The sequence below is a fragment of the Flavobacterium sp. FlaQc-57 genome, from assembly GCF_044007395.1.
Classification (GTDB): domain Bacteria; phylum Bacteroidota; class Bacteroidia; order Flavobacteriales; family Flavobacteriaceae; genus Flavobacterium.
The window spans coordinates 1-19655 of the sequence record NZ_JBIPDA010000010.1; the positions used below are offsets into that span (position 1 = coordinate 1).

Annotated in this window: 10 protein-coding genes and 1 pseudogene; 9 read left to right on the forward strand and 2 right to left on the reverse strand. The window is 35.8% G+C overall.

Features of this window, described 5'->3' with window-relative positions; genetic code table 11:
- The first annotated feature begins 144 nt into the window (after positions 1 to 144).
- From ACHRVZ_RS21315 to ACHRVZ_RS21345, 7 genes and pseudogenes are all read left to right on the forward strand, one after another.
- Positions 145 to 978, forward strand: coding sequence for an outer membrane beta-barrel protein (locus ACHRVZ_RS21315; protein ID WP_395425045.1), 834 nt, complete (start codon positions 145 to 147; stop codon positions 976 to 978).
- Positions 979 to 2129: 1151 nt separating this feature from the next.
- Complete coding sequence (locus tag ACHRVZ_RS21320; RefSeq protein ID WP_395425046.1) at positions 2130 to 2429, forward strand: transposase; 300 nt, start codon at positions 2130 to 2132, stop codon at positions 2427 to 2429.
- A 154-nt stretch (positions 2430 to 2583) separates the two neighbouring features.
- The gene (locus ACHRVZ_RS21325) at positions 2584 to 3111 is read left to right on the forward strand and encodes an IS3 family transposase (RefSeq protein ID WP_395425054.1); all 528 of its coding nucleotides are present in this window, start codon (positions 2584 to 2586) and stop codon (positions 3109 to 3111) included.
- 14 nt (positions 3112 to 3125) lie between these two features.
- Positions 3126 to 3305, forward strand: a pseudogene (locus ACHRVZ_RS21330) (IS3 family transposase); the annotation flags it as partial.
- Between the two features lie 345 nt (positions 3306 to 3650).
- Positions 3651 to 4037 (forward strand): hypothetical protein, encoded by a 387-nt coding sequence (locus tag ACHRVZ_RS21335; RefSeq protein WP_395425047.1) that lies wholly within the window; start codon positions 3651 to 3653, stop codon positions 4035 to 4037.
- A 1793-nt stretch (positions 4038 to 5830) separates the two neighbouring features.
- Complete coding sequence (locus ACHRVZ_RS21340) at positions 5831 to 10966, forward strand: MBG domain-containing protein (protein ID WP_395425048.1); 5136 nt, start codon at positions 5831 to 5833, stop codon at positions 10964 to 10966.
- 73 nt (positions 10967 to 11039) lie between these two features.
- Positions 11040 to 11873, forward strand: coding sequence for an outer membrane beta-barrel protein (locus ACHRVZ_RS21345; RefSeq protein ID WP_395425049.1), 834 nt, complete (start codon positions 11040 to 11042; stop codon positions 11871 to 11873).
- Positions 11874 to 12512: 639 nt separating this feature from the next.
- On the opposite strand, the gene ACHRVZ_RS21350 is transcribed toward ACHRVZ_RS21345, so the two are convergent.
- Both ACHRVZ_RS21350 and ACHRVZ_RS21355 read right to left on the reverse strand, forming a co-directional pair.
- The gene (locus ACHRVZ_RS21350; protein WP_395425050.1) at positions 12513 to 12860 is read right to left on the reverse strand and encodes a hypothetical protein; all 348 of its coding nucleotides are present in this window, start codon (positions 12858 to 12860) and stop codon (positions 12513 to 12515) included.
- Positions 12853 to 13233 carry a helix-turn-helix domain-containing protein gene (locus tag ACHRVZ_RS21355; protein ID WP_395425051.1) on the reverse strand — a complete coding sequence of 127 codons (381 nt, stop codon included), beginning with the start codon at positions 13231 to 13233 and terminating at the stop codon, positions 12853 to 12855. The genes ACHRVZ_RS21350 and ACHRVZ_RS21355 overlap by 8 nt, the downstream gene beginning before the upstream one ends.
- 920 nt (positions 13234 to 14153) lie before the next feature.
- Between ACHRVZ_RS21355 and ACHRVZ_RS21360 the strand changes: the two genes are divergently transcribed.
- Together ACHRVZ_RS21360 and ACHRVZ_RS21365 are read left to right on the forward strand one after the other, a co-directional pair.
- On the forward strand, positions 14154 to 19295 hold the full coding sequence (locus ACHRVZ_RS21360) for an MBG domain-containing protein (RefSeq protein WP_395425052.1): 5142 nt from the start codon (positions 14154 to 14156) through the stop codon (positions 19293 to 19295).
- A 73-nt stretch (positions 19296 to 19368) separates the two neighbouring features.
- Positions 19369 to 19655: hypothetical protein (locus ACHRVZ_RS21365; RefSeq protein ID WP_395425053.1), on the forward strand; the 287-nt coding region annotated here is incomplete at its 3' end.

The following is a 19655-nucleotide window of genomic DNA, read 5'->3' on the forward strand; positions in this document are numbered from 1 at the left end:
GTATTTATGTTTTAAGAATGACCTTGACAAATGGTAAATACTTCACAAAAAACCTTTTAGTTAGAAATTAAAATAATTTAAGAGTATGACATCCTCATTTGATACAAATGAGGATGGATTATTCCAAATTTAAAAAATAGAGTTATGAAATTTAATATTAAACACATACTGGGAGTTATGCTCTTGATGATTTCTCAGGGAATAACTGCTCAGTTTTATGTAGGTGTACAGTCAGGAATTGGCAGTATCCAAAGTGATATTGCGGCAGTAGAAGAAGGGAATCGCCCTGGATTAGCTGTAAAAACAGGTTATATTTACTCTTTAAATAATCATTTTGGTATTGGTTCAGGAGTAGAGTTTTCACAATACAAGCAAACAATATCTTTGTTTGAATCTTCGTTAGCGTTGGATAATTTTGAGGTTGATCCTTCAAATTCTGCATTTATTTACAGTGTAAAGTCAAGTAATTACAAGGAAAAACAAACCTTATATGCTATTCAGATTCCATTTTTTGTTCAGTATAAAACAAACATTAACAAAGGAATTGATTTTAATTTCAGAGCAGGAGCTAAATATTTCTTACCTGTAAGCTATAAAATTACATCAACAGCGGATTATGTAAATGGTACAGCTTACTATCCGGATTTCAACTTAATTTTTGATGATCTGCCAAAATATGGTTTTGGAGGTCAAGAGAATTATTCAGCATCAGGTGAATATAATACCAAAGGAATTTTAATGAGTTCTTTTGAGTTAGGATTTACCTTTGATATGAAGGGCAAAAATGCGCTGTATGCGGCAATGTTTTTTGAAAAAGGATATGGTTCAATAGTTGATCAAAATAAAAACGAATCTTATATAGGTTATAATCCAGGATCTGTTTTGGAACGAAAAGCAAATGGATTGTATAGCACAGATAAAAATGCTAAAATACAACCTATAGCCTTTGGTGTAACATTAGGATGGAATTTTAAATAATCAAATAAATAAAGAGATTAAAATTTCTTCCCTATTTTGCCTCAAAGGTGTCGGTCTTGCATTACCATTAGAACTGCAAAGGGATTATTTTTTTAAGGTATTTAAACAATTGGAAAATGAACTTATTTGGAAATAATTCCTAATAACTAACGAATAAATACCACTTGTTAATTTGTGAATAAAAAACAGGAATTCAGCACTTATTTTATGATTCAATTTATTATCTTTAGTATAAACGATATATTTATTTTTGAAAACAAAAAGCATCACTTCGTTGGTGCTTTTTGTTTTACAGCTTTGTTAAAATTAAATGGATTTAAAATTATGCTATAATATCTTATTTTTCGAGGTCGATCATTAATTCCATTAAATATGCCACATGTTACTTTGATTGACTATAATTGAAAGAAGAAATTCATCTTTGGGTTAAGTTTCATATTTAAACCTTAAATAGTAGGTGGGTAATAAATTTGTCAACTTTGGGGCCTAAAGCATCACTTCGGTGATGCTTTTTTAATGAATTAAAGTCTTCTAATCTATTGTTGTTCTACTTTTAATCTGTATTTTATTATTGTTCATTTCTATTATTATCCATTTTTGATAAGAATAGAATAATATAGTTCAATTAATGTGGACATATTTCTAAGTTCATTTTTATTATTGATACAATTGATTCTGAAAATCTGCATTAATTAATAAATAGAAAAAAAACTATTTTTTTACCGCATTTATGATAACAATGTTATAATTGTTATCATAAAGAATAACGACATAAAAAAACACCACTTTATGTGGTGTCTTTTTCCTGATGTACCAAATTAACATCTACCTAAAATTTTTTTGTATAAAATATTGAATGAACAAATATTAGTTTTTTTTTTAAAACATTCAAAGTAAAAGTAATAAGTGGTTGAAATGCAGTATAATGAAATGAAATCAATGACCGTTGCTGTGATATGGTGAGTTCTGATGCAATTTTTTTATGAATTTCAGCAGGACTTGGTTACTCTATAAGCAGTCTCTTTCTTATATTTTTATTTGTAGCTTTATAAGATTAAATTTGCATGTTTGTATAGATAGAATAATTGAAGTCTGGACTTGCTAACTTAGCGGAAATTGGAAGTTAAGAATAAAACTTAACTTTATCAATTATGAAACAAATGCGTAAGATTTACGACCGTGCTTTTAAAGAGAAAGCAGTTAGAATTAAGCCTCAACGGACTAATGTTTCAGAATTAGCTCGGGAACATGGTATAACTGCTCCACAGCTTTACAAATGGAAAAAGGAATATTTAGAGTTTGGTCTTGGAAGTTTTCCTGGTATTGGAAACGTAAAGCAGACTCCTGAACAAGAACAGATCGCTCTGTTGGAAAAAAGACTTAAAGATGCAAATATGGAACGAGACATATTAAAAAAAGCAATAGGCATCTTTTCCAAAAACGGTCACTGATCTATACTTTCATTTTAACTAATGAAAAAACATATACGATTGAAAAGATGTATCAAGTCCTTGAGATAGTCCTCAGGGGATATTATACATGGAAAGTCCGATTGCTGTCTAAAAAAAGCAAAAAACTATTGCGATCAAAAAACAGATCAACATTATCTATTTTTCTTCAAAACAGCGGTACGGGAGTCCAAGAATAGCTGCAGAACTGACTTCTTTGGGAAATAAGATATCCAGGATTGCAGTAGCTAAATACATGATGGCGATGGGTTTATCTAGCAAATTAAGCCGAAAGTTCAAAATCACCACTGACTCTAAGCATAAATACAACACTATGGCTAACATACTAAACAGAGAGTTTACTGTCTCAGGTCCTTCCAAAGTATGGGTATCAGATATAACATGTATCAGCACAAAAGAAGGCTTTTTGTATCTAACAACAGTTATTGATCTCTATGACAGGAAAATCATAGGTTGGATCCTAAGTAACAGTATAAGTACAGATAAAACAGTATTAGCGGCTTGGAAGATGGCGGTAAAGACCAGAAGCATTGAAAAAGGATTAATATTTCATTCCGACAGAGCAATACAGTACGCCAATAAAAAGTTTGGCAATGTTATAGAGTCTTATAAGATCGTAAGGAGGAGCATGAGTAGAAAAGGAAATTGTTGGGATAATCGGTAGCGGAGAGTTTCTTTAAAACACTCAAAATAGAACAGGTTTACGGAAATAAGCTTGTGAGCAAAGGACAAATGAGGCTTGATTTATTCGAATATACCGAAATTTGGTACAACCGAAAGAGCAGGCATTCTGCTCTTCAATACAAAACTATAGAAGAATTTTGGAATCAAAAAAATGACATGAAAAATGTAGCTTAACTTTTAATCTACTTTTAGTTTACGTATCCAGTCTAAAATATTTATTTTAATAAAAATGTAAATAATTAATATGATTAGAAAATATATGGATTTTATTATAATTATAAATGTGGCATATTTTTTTATTTTTCTTGGAGGAGTTGCTGCAATTGTCCTTTGAATTAAGCAGGCACAAGGTGATGAAGATGTTAAAAAAGAAATCATTGAGAAACAAGAAAAAAAATATTGAACTTGATAGCTCCTTAAAAGGGAAAATTTAAATTTGCTGAAAGTTATATTTAGGGAGGTGATGCATATCCACAGTTAGATATAATTGTGGTATTTAAAGTAAATAACATAAATCAAATGTCTTTTCAATTAGCTAATAACTTTGATTTTCCAGTATACGATACTAAAGTTGAAGTGTATAATTTTGATAAAATGAAATCAAAAACAATTAAAGTGGCGGGGAAAGATGCTAGAATTAGTCAATCAGATTATACTAACTGCGTAGTATTTCGTGGCGCTGTAGCTACAATGACTTCTCACAGTATAAAAGGAGGTGTATTTATAACTGATGTACAAGATGGAAACTTTTACGCAAAGTTATTTACACGAAATAAAATGCCCGTACAAAAAATTACCATTTATTATTTTAATAGAATTTTTCATGTGGTAATGGGTGTACATCCAGATGGAAGTACTAAAAAGTTTGATAGAATTTATAGCTTAGAGTCCACACCAGAAATTTAAAAAGTAGTAGACAAAAGATAGGATTTAATGCCAGATACTTTAAATAGTATTTAAAATCAAGAATATTCTTGCTTTATTATAAGGGAATTGTCATGGTTGATGATTTAAATTTGATTACGGAAATTTGTTTTTATTAGATACATTAAGAGAAAATGATGTTGTAGTAGTTTACAAATTAGATAGATTTGCTTGCTATGATAGTGAAAAATATTTGATGATAATGTATATTGCAGAGAAAGCCAGGAACGGAACTGATAAAGGAATTTTTAATTTGAATTTTACAGATTTGAAAAATGAAGTAAGTCTCGGGTCATGATTTAAGTTTAGAATCAATAATAACAATAATAAGATATATGAATAAGCTTGTAATAATCCCTTTTTTTACTAGAATAAAATGGTTTTTTATTTTGTCGTTTGAAGCTGCTAATTTAATTTTTTGGATCTTTTTAGTTGTGAAATATATTTCATCGCCAATTGTAATATTTATAATTGTTATAAGTGCTCTAATTTTGATCTGCTCATTAATCCATATTAAAAACAGAGTAAAAATGTTTAAACAAAATTTTATTTAAAAGTTTTTTTCCTTGTTTAATTCTCTTACTAATGATTTAGTTCATAACTGAACTAGTCGCAGTGCGATATATAAAACTAATTACAAAATGATATTAATATTTGTATCTCTGTAAAACGATTTAAAGATTTTTCTATGAAATATTATGAATTAGAGTGTAAGCTAAAAAAGGCTGCATGAGTTTGGTAAAGAGTTAAATCAGGTAGCGTTCATTTGATTCCAAATATTACATCTATAGTGGCACTTATTACTTTTCTCATTTTTTTTTACTGATCGAAAGAATATCTTTGGTCATAATATTTTTCGTCTCTTGAATCAGAAAAAAATATTCGCGTTTGTTTTGGATTAAAAACACTACAATTTGTAGTGTTTTTTTTTTACGACTATTTGAAATTCATTTTTTCTAATTTTAAAACTGCCTCAGCAATATTAGAAGAAATTAAGTCAGCTTCTTTTCCTAAAATAAAGTCAAGTTCAGCTTTATTTGATGCAAAACCTAATTCGATTAAAATGGAAGGTGTCTAGGATTACAGTAGCTAAATATATGAGGGAGATGGGATTGTCAATCAAATTAAGCCGAAAGTTCAAAATCACCACAGACTCTAAGCATAAATACAACAACATGTCCAATATACTAAATCGAGAGTTTACTGTTACAAGACCTTCGAAAGTATGGGTATCGGATTAACTTACATCAGTACAAAAGAAGGCTTCTTATATCTAACGACTTTTATAGATCTCTACGACAGGAAAATCCGGATGTGCTAACAAAAATTGGAGACAAAAATTAGGGAGGGTATTTTTGCACTCTAATTTATTTTATAAAATATCTTTTTTAGAGAAGTGAATAATCTTTAAAATTTACATTAGCTTTTTATAATCTAAAAGGTATTAATTGCGCTCATTTAAGTAATGAATTGCATCACTTGTTTAACTGTTTTCTTTTTCTTTAAGAATAAGGTTAATTTTTGTAAAATTAAGGTTGTCTTACAAAAAAAACACATCTAATTTTGATATCGAAATCTCCAACTTAACGTTAAAATAGAACCAAAAGATGTAGCTAAAGAGATCTTTAAAAGAATAAATTTCCTGTTAATTCGTGAAGAAATATTTATGACCTAGAAACACAAACACCATTTTTTGCCTTTTCAAGGAATAAGGCAAATATACAAAGCGAGTACTAATTGTTTTCTATAAAATGAAAATATAAAATTTTAAACAAATGAAAAAAACTACTTTTTTTATTTTGCTTATATGTTCCATGTTATCGAACATATATGCAGCAAATACTAATGATAATGCTTTTAGTGTTACTGTGCTTGATGCTCTCGCAGCGACTGCTCCTACACTCTCTAGCATTGCCAACCAAGCTGTTTGCGATGGGCAAACCATTAACAATATAGCCATAACCCTTGGCGGAGATACCAATGCGACATTGTCGGCAACCAGCAGCAATGGTAGTATTACGCCAAATATTACTTTTAATGGAACAGGTGCTAACCGCACCATGGACATTGCCACCGTAATGGGACAAACTGGAGCTACAACCATTACTATTACCGCTACAGGAACAGATGGTACGGCAAGCCAGACCTTTTTGCTTGAAGTGGGCAATAAAACCCCTGTAGCTCTTACCACACTAGCGGGGAGTACTCAGGGGGTTGCAGACGGCACAGGCACCCAAGCAAAATTTTATAATCCTCAGGGAGTTGCTGTAGATGCTTCGGGCAATATATATGTTGCCGATACGTATAATAATATAATCCGCAAAATAACTCCCGCGGGAGAAGTAAGTACCCTTGCAGGAAATGGCAGCTATGGTTTTGCCGACGGCATTGGCACAGCAGCACAATTTGATAGTCCTCAGGGAGTTGCTGTAGATGTTTTGGGTAATGTATATGTTGCAGATTTTGGTAATAATAAAATTCGTAAAATAAGTCCAGCGGGCTCAGTAACTACTCTTGCAGGGAGTACTGAGGGTTTTGCCGACGGCATTGGTACCGCAGCAAAATTTAATTATCCTCAAGGCATTACTGTAGATGCTTCTGGCAATGTATATGTTGCCGATACGTATAATGATAAAATCCGTAAAATAACTCCAGCGGGTGTAGTAACTACCCTTGCCGGAAGTACAAGTGGTTTTGCCGACGGTACAGGCACTGCAGCACAATTTAAGGCTCCTTATGGAGTTGCTGTAGATGCTTCTGGCAATATATATGTTGCAGATTTAGGCAATAATAAAATCCGTATAATAACTCCAGCGGGTATGGTGACTCCCCTTGCTGGAAGTATTCCTGGTTTTGCTGACGGCATAGGCACCGCAGCACAATTTTATGCTCCCTTTGGGGTTGCTGTAGATGCTTCGGGCAATGTGTATGTTGCAGATACAAATAATCATAAAATCCGCAAAATAACTCCAGCGGGTGAAGTCACTACCCTCGCTGGAAGTACAAGTGGTTTTGCAGATGGGACAGGCACCACAGCGCAATTTAATATTCCTACGGGAGTTGTTGTAGATGCTTCAGGTAATGTATATGTTGCGGATAGCGGTAATAATAAAATCCGTAAAATAGTAGATGCTACCTATAGCAGCTGTAATCCTAAGCCTTTATTTAGTCCTGCTGTGCTTTCTAATTTATCATTGTGTTTAGTGACTACAGATACGCCTCTTAGTGCAATACCTGTTACTGTTTCAGATGACGGTACAGTGGAAAGTACAACAGTTACCAGCAGTAATACAGCTTTGGTAACAGCGGTTAATACCGGCACAGCTTCGGCAGCAATTATAGCCCTTACCCAAAAAGCCAATCAAAGCGGTACAGCTGACATCACAATAGAAAGTACCGATAATTACGGTGCCAAGAGCACTTTAACCTATACTGTAACTGTTCAATCGGTGCAGCTAACAGCCAATTTACAAACTAATGTCTCTAAAAATGCAGGTAGTAATGGTGCGGCTTCAGTTAATGCAGCAACAGGCGGAACGGCTGGTTATACTTATGATTGGTCCCCTGGAAATCCAACAGGAGATGGTACTGTAAGTGTTACAGGTCTTACTGCCGGCACTTGGACCTGTACTGTTACCGATGCTAATTCTTGTCAAGCAACTCAAAGTTTTACAATTACAGAACCTGATCCTTTAGTAGCGGTTATTGGTTCACAAACAAATGTATTTACCAAAGGAGGCAGTGATGGTTCAGCTACTGTTTCTGTTTCTGGAGGAGTTCCTGGATATGCTTATTCTTGGGCGCCAACTGGAGGAACAGCTGCTACAGCTTCTGGATTATCAGCAGGTATGTATGTAGTGACTGTTACGGATGCCAATTCTAATGAAACAACTCAAATTTTTACAATTAAAGAATTTGCACTTTCTGCCGTTGCCAGCCAGGCTGTTTGCGATGGGCAGACCATTAGCAATGTAGCCATAACGCTTTACGGAGATACTGATGCAGTATTTTCTGCGAGCAGCAGTAATGGCATTATCACACCAAGTATTACCTTTAGCGGTACAGACGCCGACCGTACCATGGACATTGCCACTATAGAGGGGCAAGCTGGTACTACAATTATTACCATTACCGCTGCAGGAACAGATGGTACTGCAACGCAAACCTTTTTACTTGAGGTAGGGAATAAAATCCCTGCAAGAGTTACTACATTAGCGGGGAGTACTCAGGGTAATGCAGACGGCACAGGTACCCAATCACAATTTGTTAGTCCTAGAGGAGTTGCTGTAGATCCTTCTGGCAATGTATATGTTGCGGATACAAATAATCATAAAATCCGTAAAATAACTCCCGCAGGTGTGGTAACTACTCTTGCAGGAAGCACTCAGGGTTTTGCAGACGGCACAGGCACCCAAGCACAATTTTATACTCCAGCAGGAGTTGCTGTAGATCCTTCGGGCAATGTATATGTTGCAGATACAGGAAATAATAAAATCCGTAAAATAACTCCAGGGGGCGCAGTAACTACCCTTGCAGGAAGTACTCAGGGGGTTGTAGACGGCACTGGTACCGCATCACAATTTTCGGGTCCTACTGGAGTTGCTGTAGATGCTTTGGGCAATGTATATGTTGCAGATCAGGGTAATTCTAAAATCCGTAAAATAACTCCGGGGGGTGAGGTAACTACCCTTGCAGGAAGTACAGGAAGTGTAATTGGTTTTGAAGACGGCACAGGCAGCGCAGCGAGATTTAAGAACCCTACTGGCGTTGCTGTAGATGCTTCAGGCAATGTATATGTTGCAGATACATATAATCAAAAAATCCGTAAAATAACTCCAGCGGGTGTGGTAAGTACCCTTGCAGGAAGTACAAGTGGTTTTGCAGACGGCACAGGCTCCGCAGCAAAATTTTTTAGTCCTCTTGGTGTTGCTGTAGATGCTTTTGGCAATGTATATGTAGCAGATCCTGCTAATAATAAAATCCGTAAAATAACTCAGGCTGGGGAAGTAACTACCCTTGCAGGAAGTACGTCTGGTGATACAGACGGCACAGGCATCCAAGCAAAATTTAATGGTCCTTATGGAGTTGCTATAGATGTTTCTGGCGATTTATATGTTGCAGATAACGGTAATTATAAAATCCGTAAAATAGTAGATGTTGCTACCTATAGCAGTTGTAATGCCAAACCAGTGTTCACTCCCGCTGTGCTTCCTAATTTATCATTGTGTTTAGTAACTGCAGATACGTCCCTTAGTGATATACCTGTTGCTGTTTCGGACACTGACGGCACAGTAAATAGTACAACAGTTACCAGCAGCAATACGGCTTTAGTAACTGCTACCAACTCAGGTACAGCTTCGGCTGCAGTTATAGCCCTTACCCAAAAAGCCAATCAAAGCGGTGCAGCTGACATCACAATAGAAAGCACCGATAATAAAGGTGCCAAGAGTACTTTAACGTATACCGTAACTGTTCAATCGGTGCAGCTAACAGCCAATTCACAAACTAATGTATCTAAAAATGGCGGCAGTAATGGTGCTGCTTCAGTTAATCCAGCAACAGGAGGTACTGCCGGTTATACTTATAATTGGTCCCCTGGAAATCCAACAGGAGATGGTACTGTAAGTGTTACGGGGCTTACTGCTGGTACTTGGACCTGTACAGTTACAGATGCTAACTCCTGTACAGCTACTCAAATTTTTACAATTACAGAACCTGCCCCTCTAGTAGCGACTATTGGTTCACAAACCAATGTATCTACCAAAGGAGGAAGTGATGGCTCGGCTACTGTTTCTGTTTCTGGTGGAACTTCTCCATATATCTATATTTGGGCTCCAACTGGAGGAATTGCTGCTACAGCTTCAGGATTATCAACAGGTGTTTATCAAGTGACAGTTATTGATGCTAATTCTAATCAAACAACTCAAATTTTTACCATTACAGAACAAATACCTATTACAGTTACAGCAGCTGTATCTCAAAGTAAAGTTTATGGTGAAAACGATCCTGTTTTTGATTTTACTGTAGTTCCGAGTCTATTGCCAGGAGATACCTTTACGGGAAGTTTAGCCAGAGATCCCGGTGAAAATACAGGTAGTTATGCTATAAATCAAGGAACACTCTCCGCAGGAGATAAGTATTTAATTACTTACGCTGGTTCTAATTTTAATATCACTAAAGCAGATCAAGTAATTACTTGGGATCAGACTATAGGATTTGATTGTGATGCAGCAACTACAGTTGTTTTAACGGCTTCTTCTAATAGTAAACTGCCTGTAAGTTATACTTCGTCAAATAGTAAAATTGCAGCTGTTTCAAATAGTTCGTTGATTTTTAATGATTACGGTTCTGCCTCTATAACAGCTTCACAAGCGGGTGATAGTAATTACAATGCGGCCAAAATAGTAGTTTTACCCGCAGTAAACAGTCAGCCGAACCTGATTAGAAAACAGTTTGAAGATATTATTTCATTTGATAACAGTTCTAACAGTTTTAAATCTTACAGTTGGTATAAAAATGGAGTTTTAATTCCAAGTCAAACTTCACAATTCTTTAAAGAGAACGGTGCTTTAAATGGAATCTATTATGCCGTTGCGACAAAATTAGACGGAACATTAATCACCAGCTGTCCGTTAACTTTATCTCCAACAGCGCAAGAGGAGTATATAATGATTGCTCCCAATCCTGTTAAAAGTAATGCGGTTTTTCAGCTGACAACTAATGTTAGTTCAAGCAGATTACAAAATGCACGTATTGAACTTTATAGTATTACAGGTAGTTTGTTGCTTACTGCAACAGTTAATCAAAACACAGTTGATTTGAATGCTCCTTTTGCTGCGGGTATTTATGTTTTAAGAATGACCTTGACAAATGGTAAATACTTCACAAAAAACCTTTTAGTTAGAAATTAAAATAATTTAAGAGTATGACATCCTCATTTGATACAAATGAGGATGGATTATTCCAATTTTAAAAAATAGAGTTATGAAATTTAATATTAAACACATACTGGGAGTTATGCTCTTGATGATTTCTCAGGGAATAACTGCTCAGTTTTATGTAGGTGTACAGTCAGGAATTGGCAGTATCCAAAGTGATATTGCGGCAGTAGAAGAAGGGAATCGTCCTGGATTAGCTGTAAAAGCAGGTTATATTTACTCTTTAAATAATCATTTTGGTATTGGTTCAGGAGTAGAGTTTTCACAATACAAGCAAACAATATCTTTGTTTGAATCTTCGTTAGCGTTGGATAATTTTGAGGTTGATCCTTCAAATTCTGCATTTATTTACAGTGTAAAGTCAAGTAATTACAAGGAAAAACAAACCTTATATGCTATTCAGATTCCATTTTTTGTGCAGTATAAAACAAACATTAACAAAGGAATTGATTTTAATTTCAGAGCAGGAGCTAAATATTTCTTACCTGTAAGCTATAAAATTACATCAACAGCGGATTATGTAAATGGTACAGCTTACTATCCGGATTTCAACTTAATTTTTGATGATCTGCCAAAATATGGTTTTGGAGGTCAAGAGAATTATTCAGCATCAGGTGAATATAATACCAAAGGAATTTTAATGAGTTCTTTTGAGTTAGGATTTACCTTTGATATGAAGGGCAAAAATGCGCTGTATGCGGCAATGTTTTTTGAAAAAGGATATGGTTCAATAGTTGATCAAAATAAAAACGAATCTTATATAGGTTATAATCCAGGATCTGTTTTGGAACGAAAAGCAAATGGATTGTATAGCACAGATAAAAATGCTAAAATACAACCTATAGCCTTTGGTATAACATTAGGATGGAATTTTAAATAAATAAGAAAAGGTGTCAAATAAATAAAGAGATTAAAATTTCTTTCCTATTTTGCCTCAAAGGTGTCGGTCTTGCATTACCATTAGAACTGCAAAGGGATTATTTTTTAAGGTATTTAAACAATTGGAAAATGAACTTCTTTGGAAACACTCCCTAATAACTAACGAATAAATACCACTTGTTACTCTTACTTTGATTTTTTTAAAAAAAAGACTAACATTTGTCTGTTAAATGTTTTATACAAATATATTTTAGGTAGATTATAATTTGGTACATCAGGAAAAAGACACCACATAAAGTGGTGTTTTTTTATGCCTTTATTCTTTTTGATAACAATGATAACATTGTTGTCATGATTGCGATAAAAATTTATTATTATTTATCCAAATTGGAAATTAAGTAATTTTGCTACAATGTCAAACACAAAAGTAAAACGCTATCGTTTTAAAATATAGCACTCACGTGATTATAGAGTTCCATATTTTTCTCTAAAAAAATAACATTTGATTTCTATTTAAAAATAATTTAATGATATAGCTCTCTTAATCGCTTTGATATTTCTTCTTTTTTATTATTATCAAGCAAGTCACATAACTGCACATATTGTTCGACAATATTTGGATTCTCTAAACACATTTTTATTAATCGTCCAATTGGCATAGTTCTTTTACAAATTGAATTAATCCTTCAAAACCAATTGCATAACCTTTTGTCACTGGATATTCTTTACTTCCCGCAGACTTATTTTTGCCTTCATACTTTATGAGTCGAAGAGCCTTTCTGCTTAATCCGTCGAATTTGTTAAGGTCTTTGGCGGCAGATATAGCTCCAAAATTACTTATATAATAACCTTTTTCATCAACATCAACAATCATTTTTTCGTCTTCCAACCATTTGATTATTTCTGGGATATTGCTAGGGGGCGGTTTTTTAAGTAAATCTAAAATTTTATCGTATTCAAGTAGTGTAATGACTTCAACCTCATTCAACCTCATTCAATAATTTGGAAGAGTGTAGCTCTTCCAAAGTTGGCGTTTTACTATTGAGGATTAAAGCTCCGATTTCTTGACGAGAGGCTTTACGGGTAGTTCCTCCGCTTCGAATATAACTTTCTTCAATTGTTTGACTTTTAATATGAACTGGTTTTATGGCACTTTCTTTAATGTGAATAAACAACAGTTCTTTTCCTCTAAAGGTTTCAATCCTGTGATCAATACTAACCAAAGGATCTACGCCGTCCCTGCACAGTGAAGTCAAACGCTCAACAATAATATTTGCATCTGGTTTTGTAATACCTAAAATTGTAGCGGTTTTATCATCAAGATAGCTCGAAGTTGCTGATTTTATGTAGTATTCCCTCATAGCTCTCTAATCTGATGCTTCATTTTTATAAGTTTCTTTATCGAAATCAAAGCCAGAAGGTTTTTTTGGGAAGCAAAATTCCCGTCTTTAGAAAGTCTCTTACACTGCTACATAGTATCTGCGCTGATAGTAAGCCCAAAGGTCACCTTGAGGATTTTTAGCTGCCTATGCCTATCGATGCAATCAGAATAAACCTTATGTTTTTTTCTTTTTCATAGCTCTAAATTTACACAGTAGTACTCCGCTCTCTTAATTTTTGAATCATAGCGTCAAAAAAACTGAATGTGCTAACGAAAATTAGAGAGGGCATTTTTTACTCTAAATTATTCCTGTAAAATATCTTTTAGAAAGGTGAATAATCTTTAAAATTCATTCTTAGTTTTTTTAATCAAAAAAGCATCAACAAAAAATCACTTAATCTTTTAAATACATCACTTATTTAATGTTTACCCCTTAAAAAACAAATTAAGCGTTTCTTTTGTTATAAATAAAGCTACTCATTTATGATTTGGTTTTACCGCTATTGACAGTATATCATGATAAATTTTAATTACCAGACAACTAAAAATTAGCAAGAAAAAAGAATAGCATATGAAACTAGATCAAAAAAAAAGAGAATTAATACGCTATGACCACTATAAAAAAACGTTTAAGATTGTCAAATCTCACATTTCAACATCCTGAATCGGGCAAAAAGCATATCTAATTTTGATATCGAAATCTCCAACTTAACGTTAAAATAGAATAAAAAGATTTAGCTAAAGAGGTCTTATGAAAGAATATTTATCTATTAATTTAAAAAAAAATATTTATGACGTAGAAACACAAGCACCATTTTTTGTCTTTTCAAGGAATAAGGCAAATACACAAAACGAGTACTAATTGTTTTCTATAAAATGAAAATATAAAATTTTAAACAAATGAAAAAAATTACTTTTTTTATTTTGCTTATTTGTTCCATGTTATCGAACATATATGCAGTAAATACTAATGATAATGCTTTTAGTATCACTGTGCTTGATGCTCCCGCAGCGATAGCCCCTACACTCTCTAGCATTGCCAACCAAGCTGTTTGCGATGGGCAGACCATTAGCAATGTAGCTATAACCCTTGGAGGAGATACCAATGCTGTATTGTCAGCAACAAGCAGCAATGGCAGTATTACGCCAAACATTACCTTTAGCGGGACAGGTGCTAGCCGCACTATGGACATAGCCACCGTAATGGGACAAACTGGGGCTACAACCATTACTATTACCGCTACAGGTACAGATGGTATGGCAAGCCAGACCTTTTTGCTTGAAGTGGGCAATAAAACCTCTTTAGCTGTTACCACATTAGCGGGCAGTACTCAGGGTTTTGCAGACGGCACAAGTTCCACAGCACAATTTAGTAATCCTTACAGTGCTGCTGTAGATGCTTCGGGTAATCTATATGTTGCAGATATGGGGAATTATAAAATCCGTAAAATAACTCCCGCGGGCGCGGTAACTACCCTTGCAGGAAGTACATCTGGTTTTGCAGACGGCATTGGCGCAGCAGCACAATTTGTGAGTCCTATTGGAGTTGCTGTAGATGCTTCGGGCAATGTATATGTTTCGGATCAGGCTAATTATAAAATCCGTAAAATAACTCCAGGGGGTGAAGTCACTACCCTTGCAGGAAGTACTCGGGGTTTTGCAGACGGCACAGGTACCCAAGCAAAATTTGCTTCATTGTATGGAGTTGCTGTAGATGCTTCTGGCAATGTATATGTTGCAGATTCAGGTAATCATAAAATCCGTAAAATAACTCCAGGGGGTGTGGTAACTACCCTTGCCGGAAGTACAGATGGTTTTGCAGACGGCACAGGCACTGCAGTACAATTTTCTTCTCCTTATGGAGTTGCTGTAGATGCTTCTGGCAATGTATATGTTGCAGATTTAGGCAATAATAAAATCCGTATAATAACTCCAGCGGGTGTGGTGACTACCCTTGCTGGAAGTATTCCTGGTTTTGCTGACGGCACAGGTACCGCAGCACAATTTTATAGTCCTACTAACATTGCTGTAGATGCTCCGGGCAATGTATATGTTACGGATACAAATAATCATAAAATCCGCAAAATAACTCCAGCGGGTGAAGTCACTACCCTTGCAGGAAGTACATCTGGTTTTGCAGACGGCACAGCCACCACAGCAAAATTTCTTAGTCCTAGAGGAGTTGCTGTAGATGCTTTGGGCAATGTATATGTTGCAGAATATATGAATCATAAAATCCGTAAAATAGTGGCTACCTATAGCAGTTGTAATGCCAAACCACTGTTCAGTCCCACTGCGCTCCCTAATTTATCATTGTGTTTAGTAACTGCAGATACGGCCCTTAGTGCTATAGCTGTTAATGTTTCAGATGACGGTACAGTGGAAAGTACAACAGTTACCAGCAGTAATACAGCTTTGGTAACAGCAGCTAATAGCGGTACAGCTTCTGCAGCAGTTATAGCCCTTACACAAAAAGCCAATCAAAGCGGTATGGCTGTGATCACAATAGAAAGCACCGATAATTACGGTGCCAAGAGCACTTTAACCTATACTGTAACTGTTCAATCGGTGAAGCTGACAACCAAATCACAAACTAATGTCTCTAAAAATGCAGGCAGTAATGGTGCGGCTTCAGTTAATCCAGCAACAGGAGGAACGGCTGGTTATACTTATGACTGGTCCCCTGGAAATCCAACAGGAGATGGTACTGTAAGTGTTACAGGTCTTACTGCCGGCACTTGGACCTGTACGGTTACCGATGCTAATTCTTGTCAAACAATTCAAAGTTTTACAATTACAGAACCTGCTCCTTTAGTAGCTATTGGTTCACAAACCAATGTCTCTTCCATTAGAGGTAGTGATGGTTCGGCTACTGTTTCTGTTTCTGGAGGAGTTCCTGGATATACTTATTCTTGGGCACCAAGTGGAGGAACAGCTGCTACAGCTTCAGGATTATCAGCAGGTACGTATCAAGTGACTGTTACGGATGCCAATGCAAATCAAACAACTCAAAGTTTTACAATTACAGACCCTACACTTTCTGCCATCGCCAACCAAGCTGTTGCTTGCGATGGACAGACCATTAGCAATGTAGTGCTAACGCTTTACGAAGATACTGATGCAGTATTGTCAGCAAGCAGCAGCAATGGCAGTATTACGCCAAGTATTACCTTTAGCGGTACAGGCGCCGACCGCACCATGGACATTGCTACTATAAAAGGGCAAGCTGGAACTTCAATTATTACCATTACCGCTACTAGAGCAGGCGGCACGGAAACCCAATCCTTTTTACTTGAAGTGGGTACTAAAAACCCGGCAGCAGTTAGTACATTAGCGGGCAATAGTGAGGGTTTTATAGACGGCACAGTTTCTACAGCAAAATTTAGTAGGCCTAGTGGAGTTGCTGTAGATGCTTCAGGCAATGTATATGTTGCAGATTCAGGTAATAATAAAATCCGTAAAATAACTCCCGCGGGTGTGGTGACTACTTTTGCAGGAAGTACTCAAGGTTTTGTAGACGGCACAGGCACCCAAGCACAATTTTATAGTCCTATTGGTGTTGCTGTAGATGCTTCTGGCAATTTATATGTAGCGGATGCAAGGAATAATGCAATACGTAAAATAACTCCAGCGGGTGTGGTAACTACCCTTGCAGGAAGTGCAAGTGGTTTTGCAGACGGAACAGGTACATCGGCACAATTTAATAATCCTACTGGAGTTGCTGTAGATGCTTCGGGCAATGTATATGTTGCAGATCAGAGTAATCATAAAATCCGTAAAATAACTCCCGCGGGCGAAGTAACTACCCTTGCAGGAAGTACATCTGGTTATGCAGACGGCACAGGCACTCAAGCAAAATTTAATTTTCCTGTTGGAGTTGCAGTAGATGCTTCGGGCGATGTATATGTTGCCGATACGTTTAATAGTAAAGTCCGTAAAATCACTCCGGCAGGTGTGGTAACTACCCTTGCAGGAAGTAAAGATGGTGACGGCACAGGTTCCGCCGCGCAATTTACTTTGCATACTGGTGTTGCTGTAGATGTTTCAGGCAATGTATATGTTGCAGATCAGGGTAATTATAAAATCCGTAAAATAACTCTAGGGGGTGAAGTCACTACCCTTGCTGGAAGTACAAGGGGTTTTGCAGACGGCACAGCCACCCAAGCACAATTTATTAATCCTTATGGAGTTGCTGTAGATGCTTCGGGTAATGTATATGTTGCAGATACAAATAATCATAAAATTCGTAAAATAATGGATCCTGGTACCTATAGCGTTTGTAATGCCAAACCAGAGTTCAGTCCTGCTGTGCTTTCTAATTTATCATTGTGTTTAGTGACTGCAGATACGCCCCTTAGTGATATACCTGTTACTGTTTCTGATGATGGTACAGTGGTCAGCACAACAGTTACCAGCAGCAATACGGCTTTGATAACAGCTACTAATACCGGTACAGCTTCGGCAGCAGTTATAGCCCTTACCCAAAAAGCCAATCAAAGTGGTACAGCTGACATTACAGTAGAGAGTACCGATAATAATGGTGCAACGAGCACTTTAACCTATACTGTAACTGTTCAATCGGTGCAGCTAACAGCCAATTTACAAACCGATGTCTCTAACAATGGAGGCAGTAATGGTGCTGCTTCAGTTAATCCAGCAACAGGGGGAACCGCTGGTTATACTTATAATTGGTCCCCTGGAAATCCAACAGGAGATGGCACTGTAAGTGTTACAGGCCTTACTGCCGGTACTTGGACCTGTACTGTTACCGATGCTAATTCTTGTCAAACAACTCAAAGTTTTACAATTACAGAGCCAGAAGCATTGAGTTTTATAACGAAAACTTTACCGGGTTATGATTCTAATGCGCTGTACACTCAAACTATTGAAGCAACGGGAGGTGTTGGAGAAAAAACGTTTTCAGTAACAAAGGGCAGTCTGCCTTCAGGTTTTGTCTTGAATTCAAAAGGTGTTCTTACAGGAACTACAACCCAGATGACAGAGAGTAATTTTACTGTTACGGTTACTGATGCGAATAATTCTGCTGCTTCTCAAAGTTATATTTTAAAATTAAAGCAAATACCTATTACAGTTACAGCAACCCCATCTCAAAGTAAAGTTTATGGTGAAAACGATCCTGTTTTTGATTTTACTGTAGTTCCGAGTCTATTGCCAGGAGATGCCTTTACGGGAAGTTTAGCCAGAGATCCCGGTGAAAATGCAGGTAGTTATGCTATAAATCAAGGAACACTCTCAGCAGGAGATAAGTATTTAATTACTTACGCTGGTTCTAATTTTAATATCACTAAAGCAGATCAAGTAATTACTTGGGATCAGACTATAGGATTTGATTGTGATGCAGCAACTACAGTTGTTTTAACGGCTTCTTCTAATAGTAAACTGCCTGTAAGTTATACTTCGTCAAATAGTAAAATTGCAGCTGTTTCAAATAGTTCGTTAATTTTTAATGATTACGGTTCTGCCTCTATAACAGCTTCACAAGCGGGTGATAGTAATTACAATGCGGCCAAAATAGTAGTTTTACCCGCAGTAAACAGTCAGCCGAACCTGATTAGAAAACAGTTTGAAGATATTATTGCATTTGATAACAGTACTAATAGTTTTAAATCTTACAGTTGGTATAAAAATGGAGTTTTAATTCCAGGTCAAACTTCACAATTCTTTAAAGAGAACGGTGCTTTAAATGGAATCTATTATGCCGTTGCGACAAAATTAGACGGAACATTAATCACCAGCTGTCCGTTAACTTTTTCTCCAACAGCGCAAGAGGAGTATATAATGATTGCTCCCAATCCTGTTAAAAGTAATGCGGTTTTTCAGCTGACAACTAATGTTAGTTCAAGCAGATTACAAAATGCACGTATTGAACTTTATAGTATTACAGGTAGTTTGTTGCTTACTGCAACAGTTAATCAAAACACAGTTGATTTGAATGCTCCTTTTGCTGCGGGTATTTATGTTTTAAGAATGACCTTGACAAATGGTAAATACTTCACAAAAAACCTTTTAGTTAGAAATTAAAATAATTTAAGAGTATGACATCCTCATTTGATACAAATGAGGATGGATTATTCCAATTTTAAAAAATAGAGTTATGAAATTTAATATTAAACACATACTGGGAGTTATGCTCTTGTTAATTTCTCAGGGAATAACTGCTCAGTTTTATGTAGGTGTACAGTCAGGAATTGGCAGTATCCAAAGTGATATTGCGGCAGTAGAAGAAGGGAATCGTCCTGGATTAGCTGTAAAAACAGGTTATATTTACTCTTTAAATAATCATTTTGGTATTGGTTCAGGAGTAGAGTTTTCACAATACAAGCAAACAATATCTTTGTTTGAATCTTCGTTAGCGTTGGATAATTTTGAGGTTGATCCTTC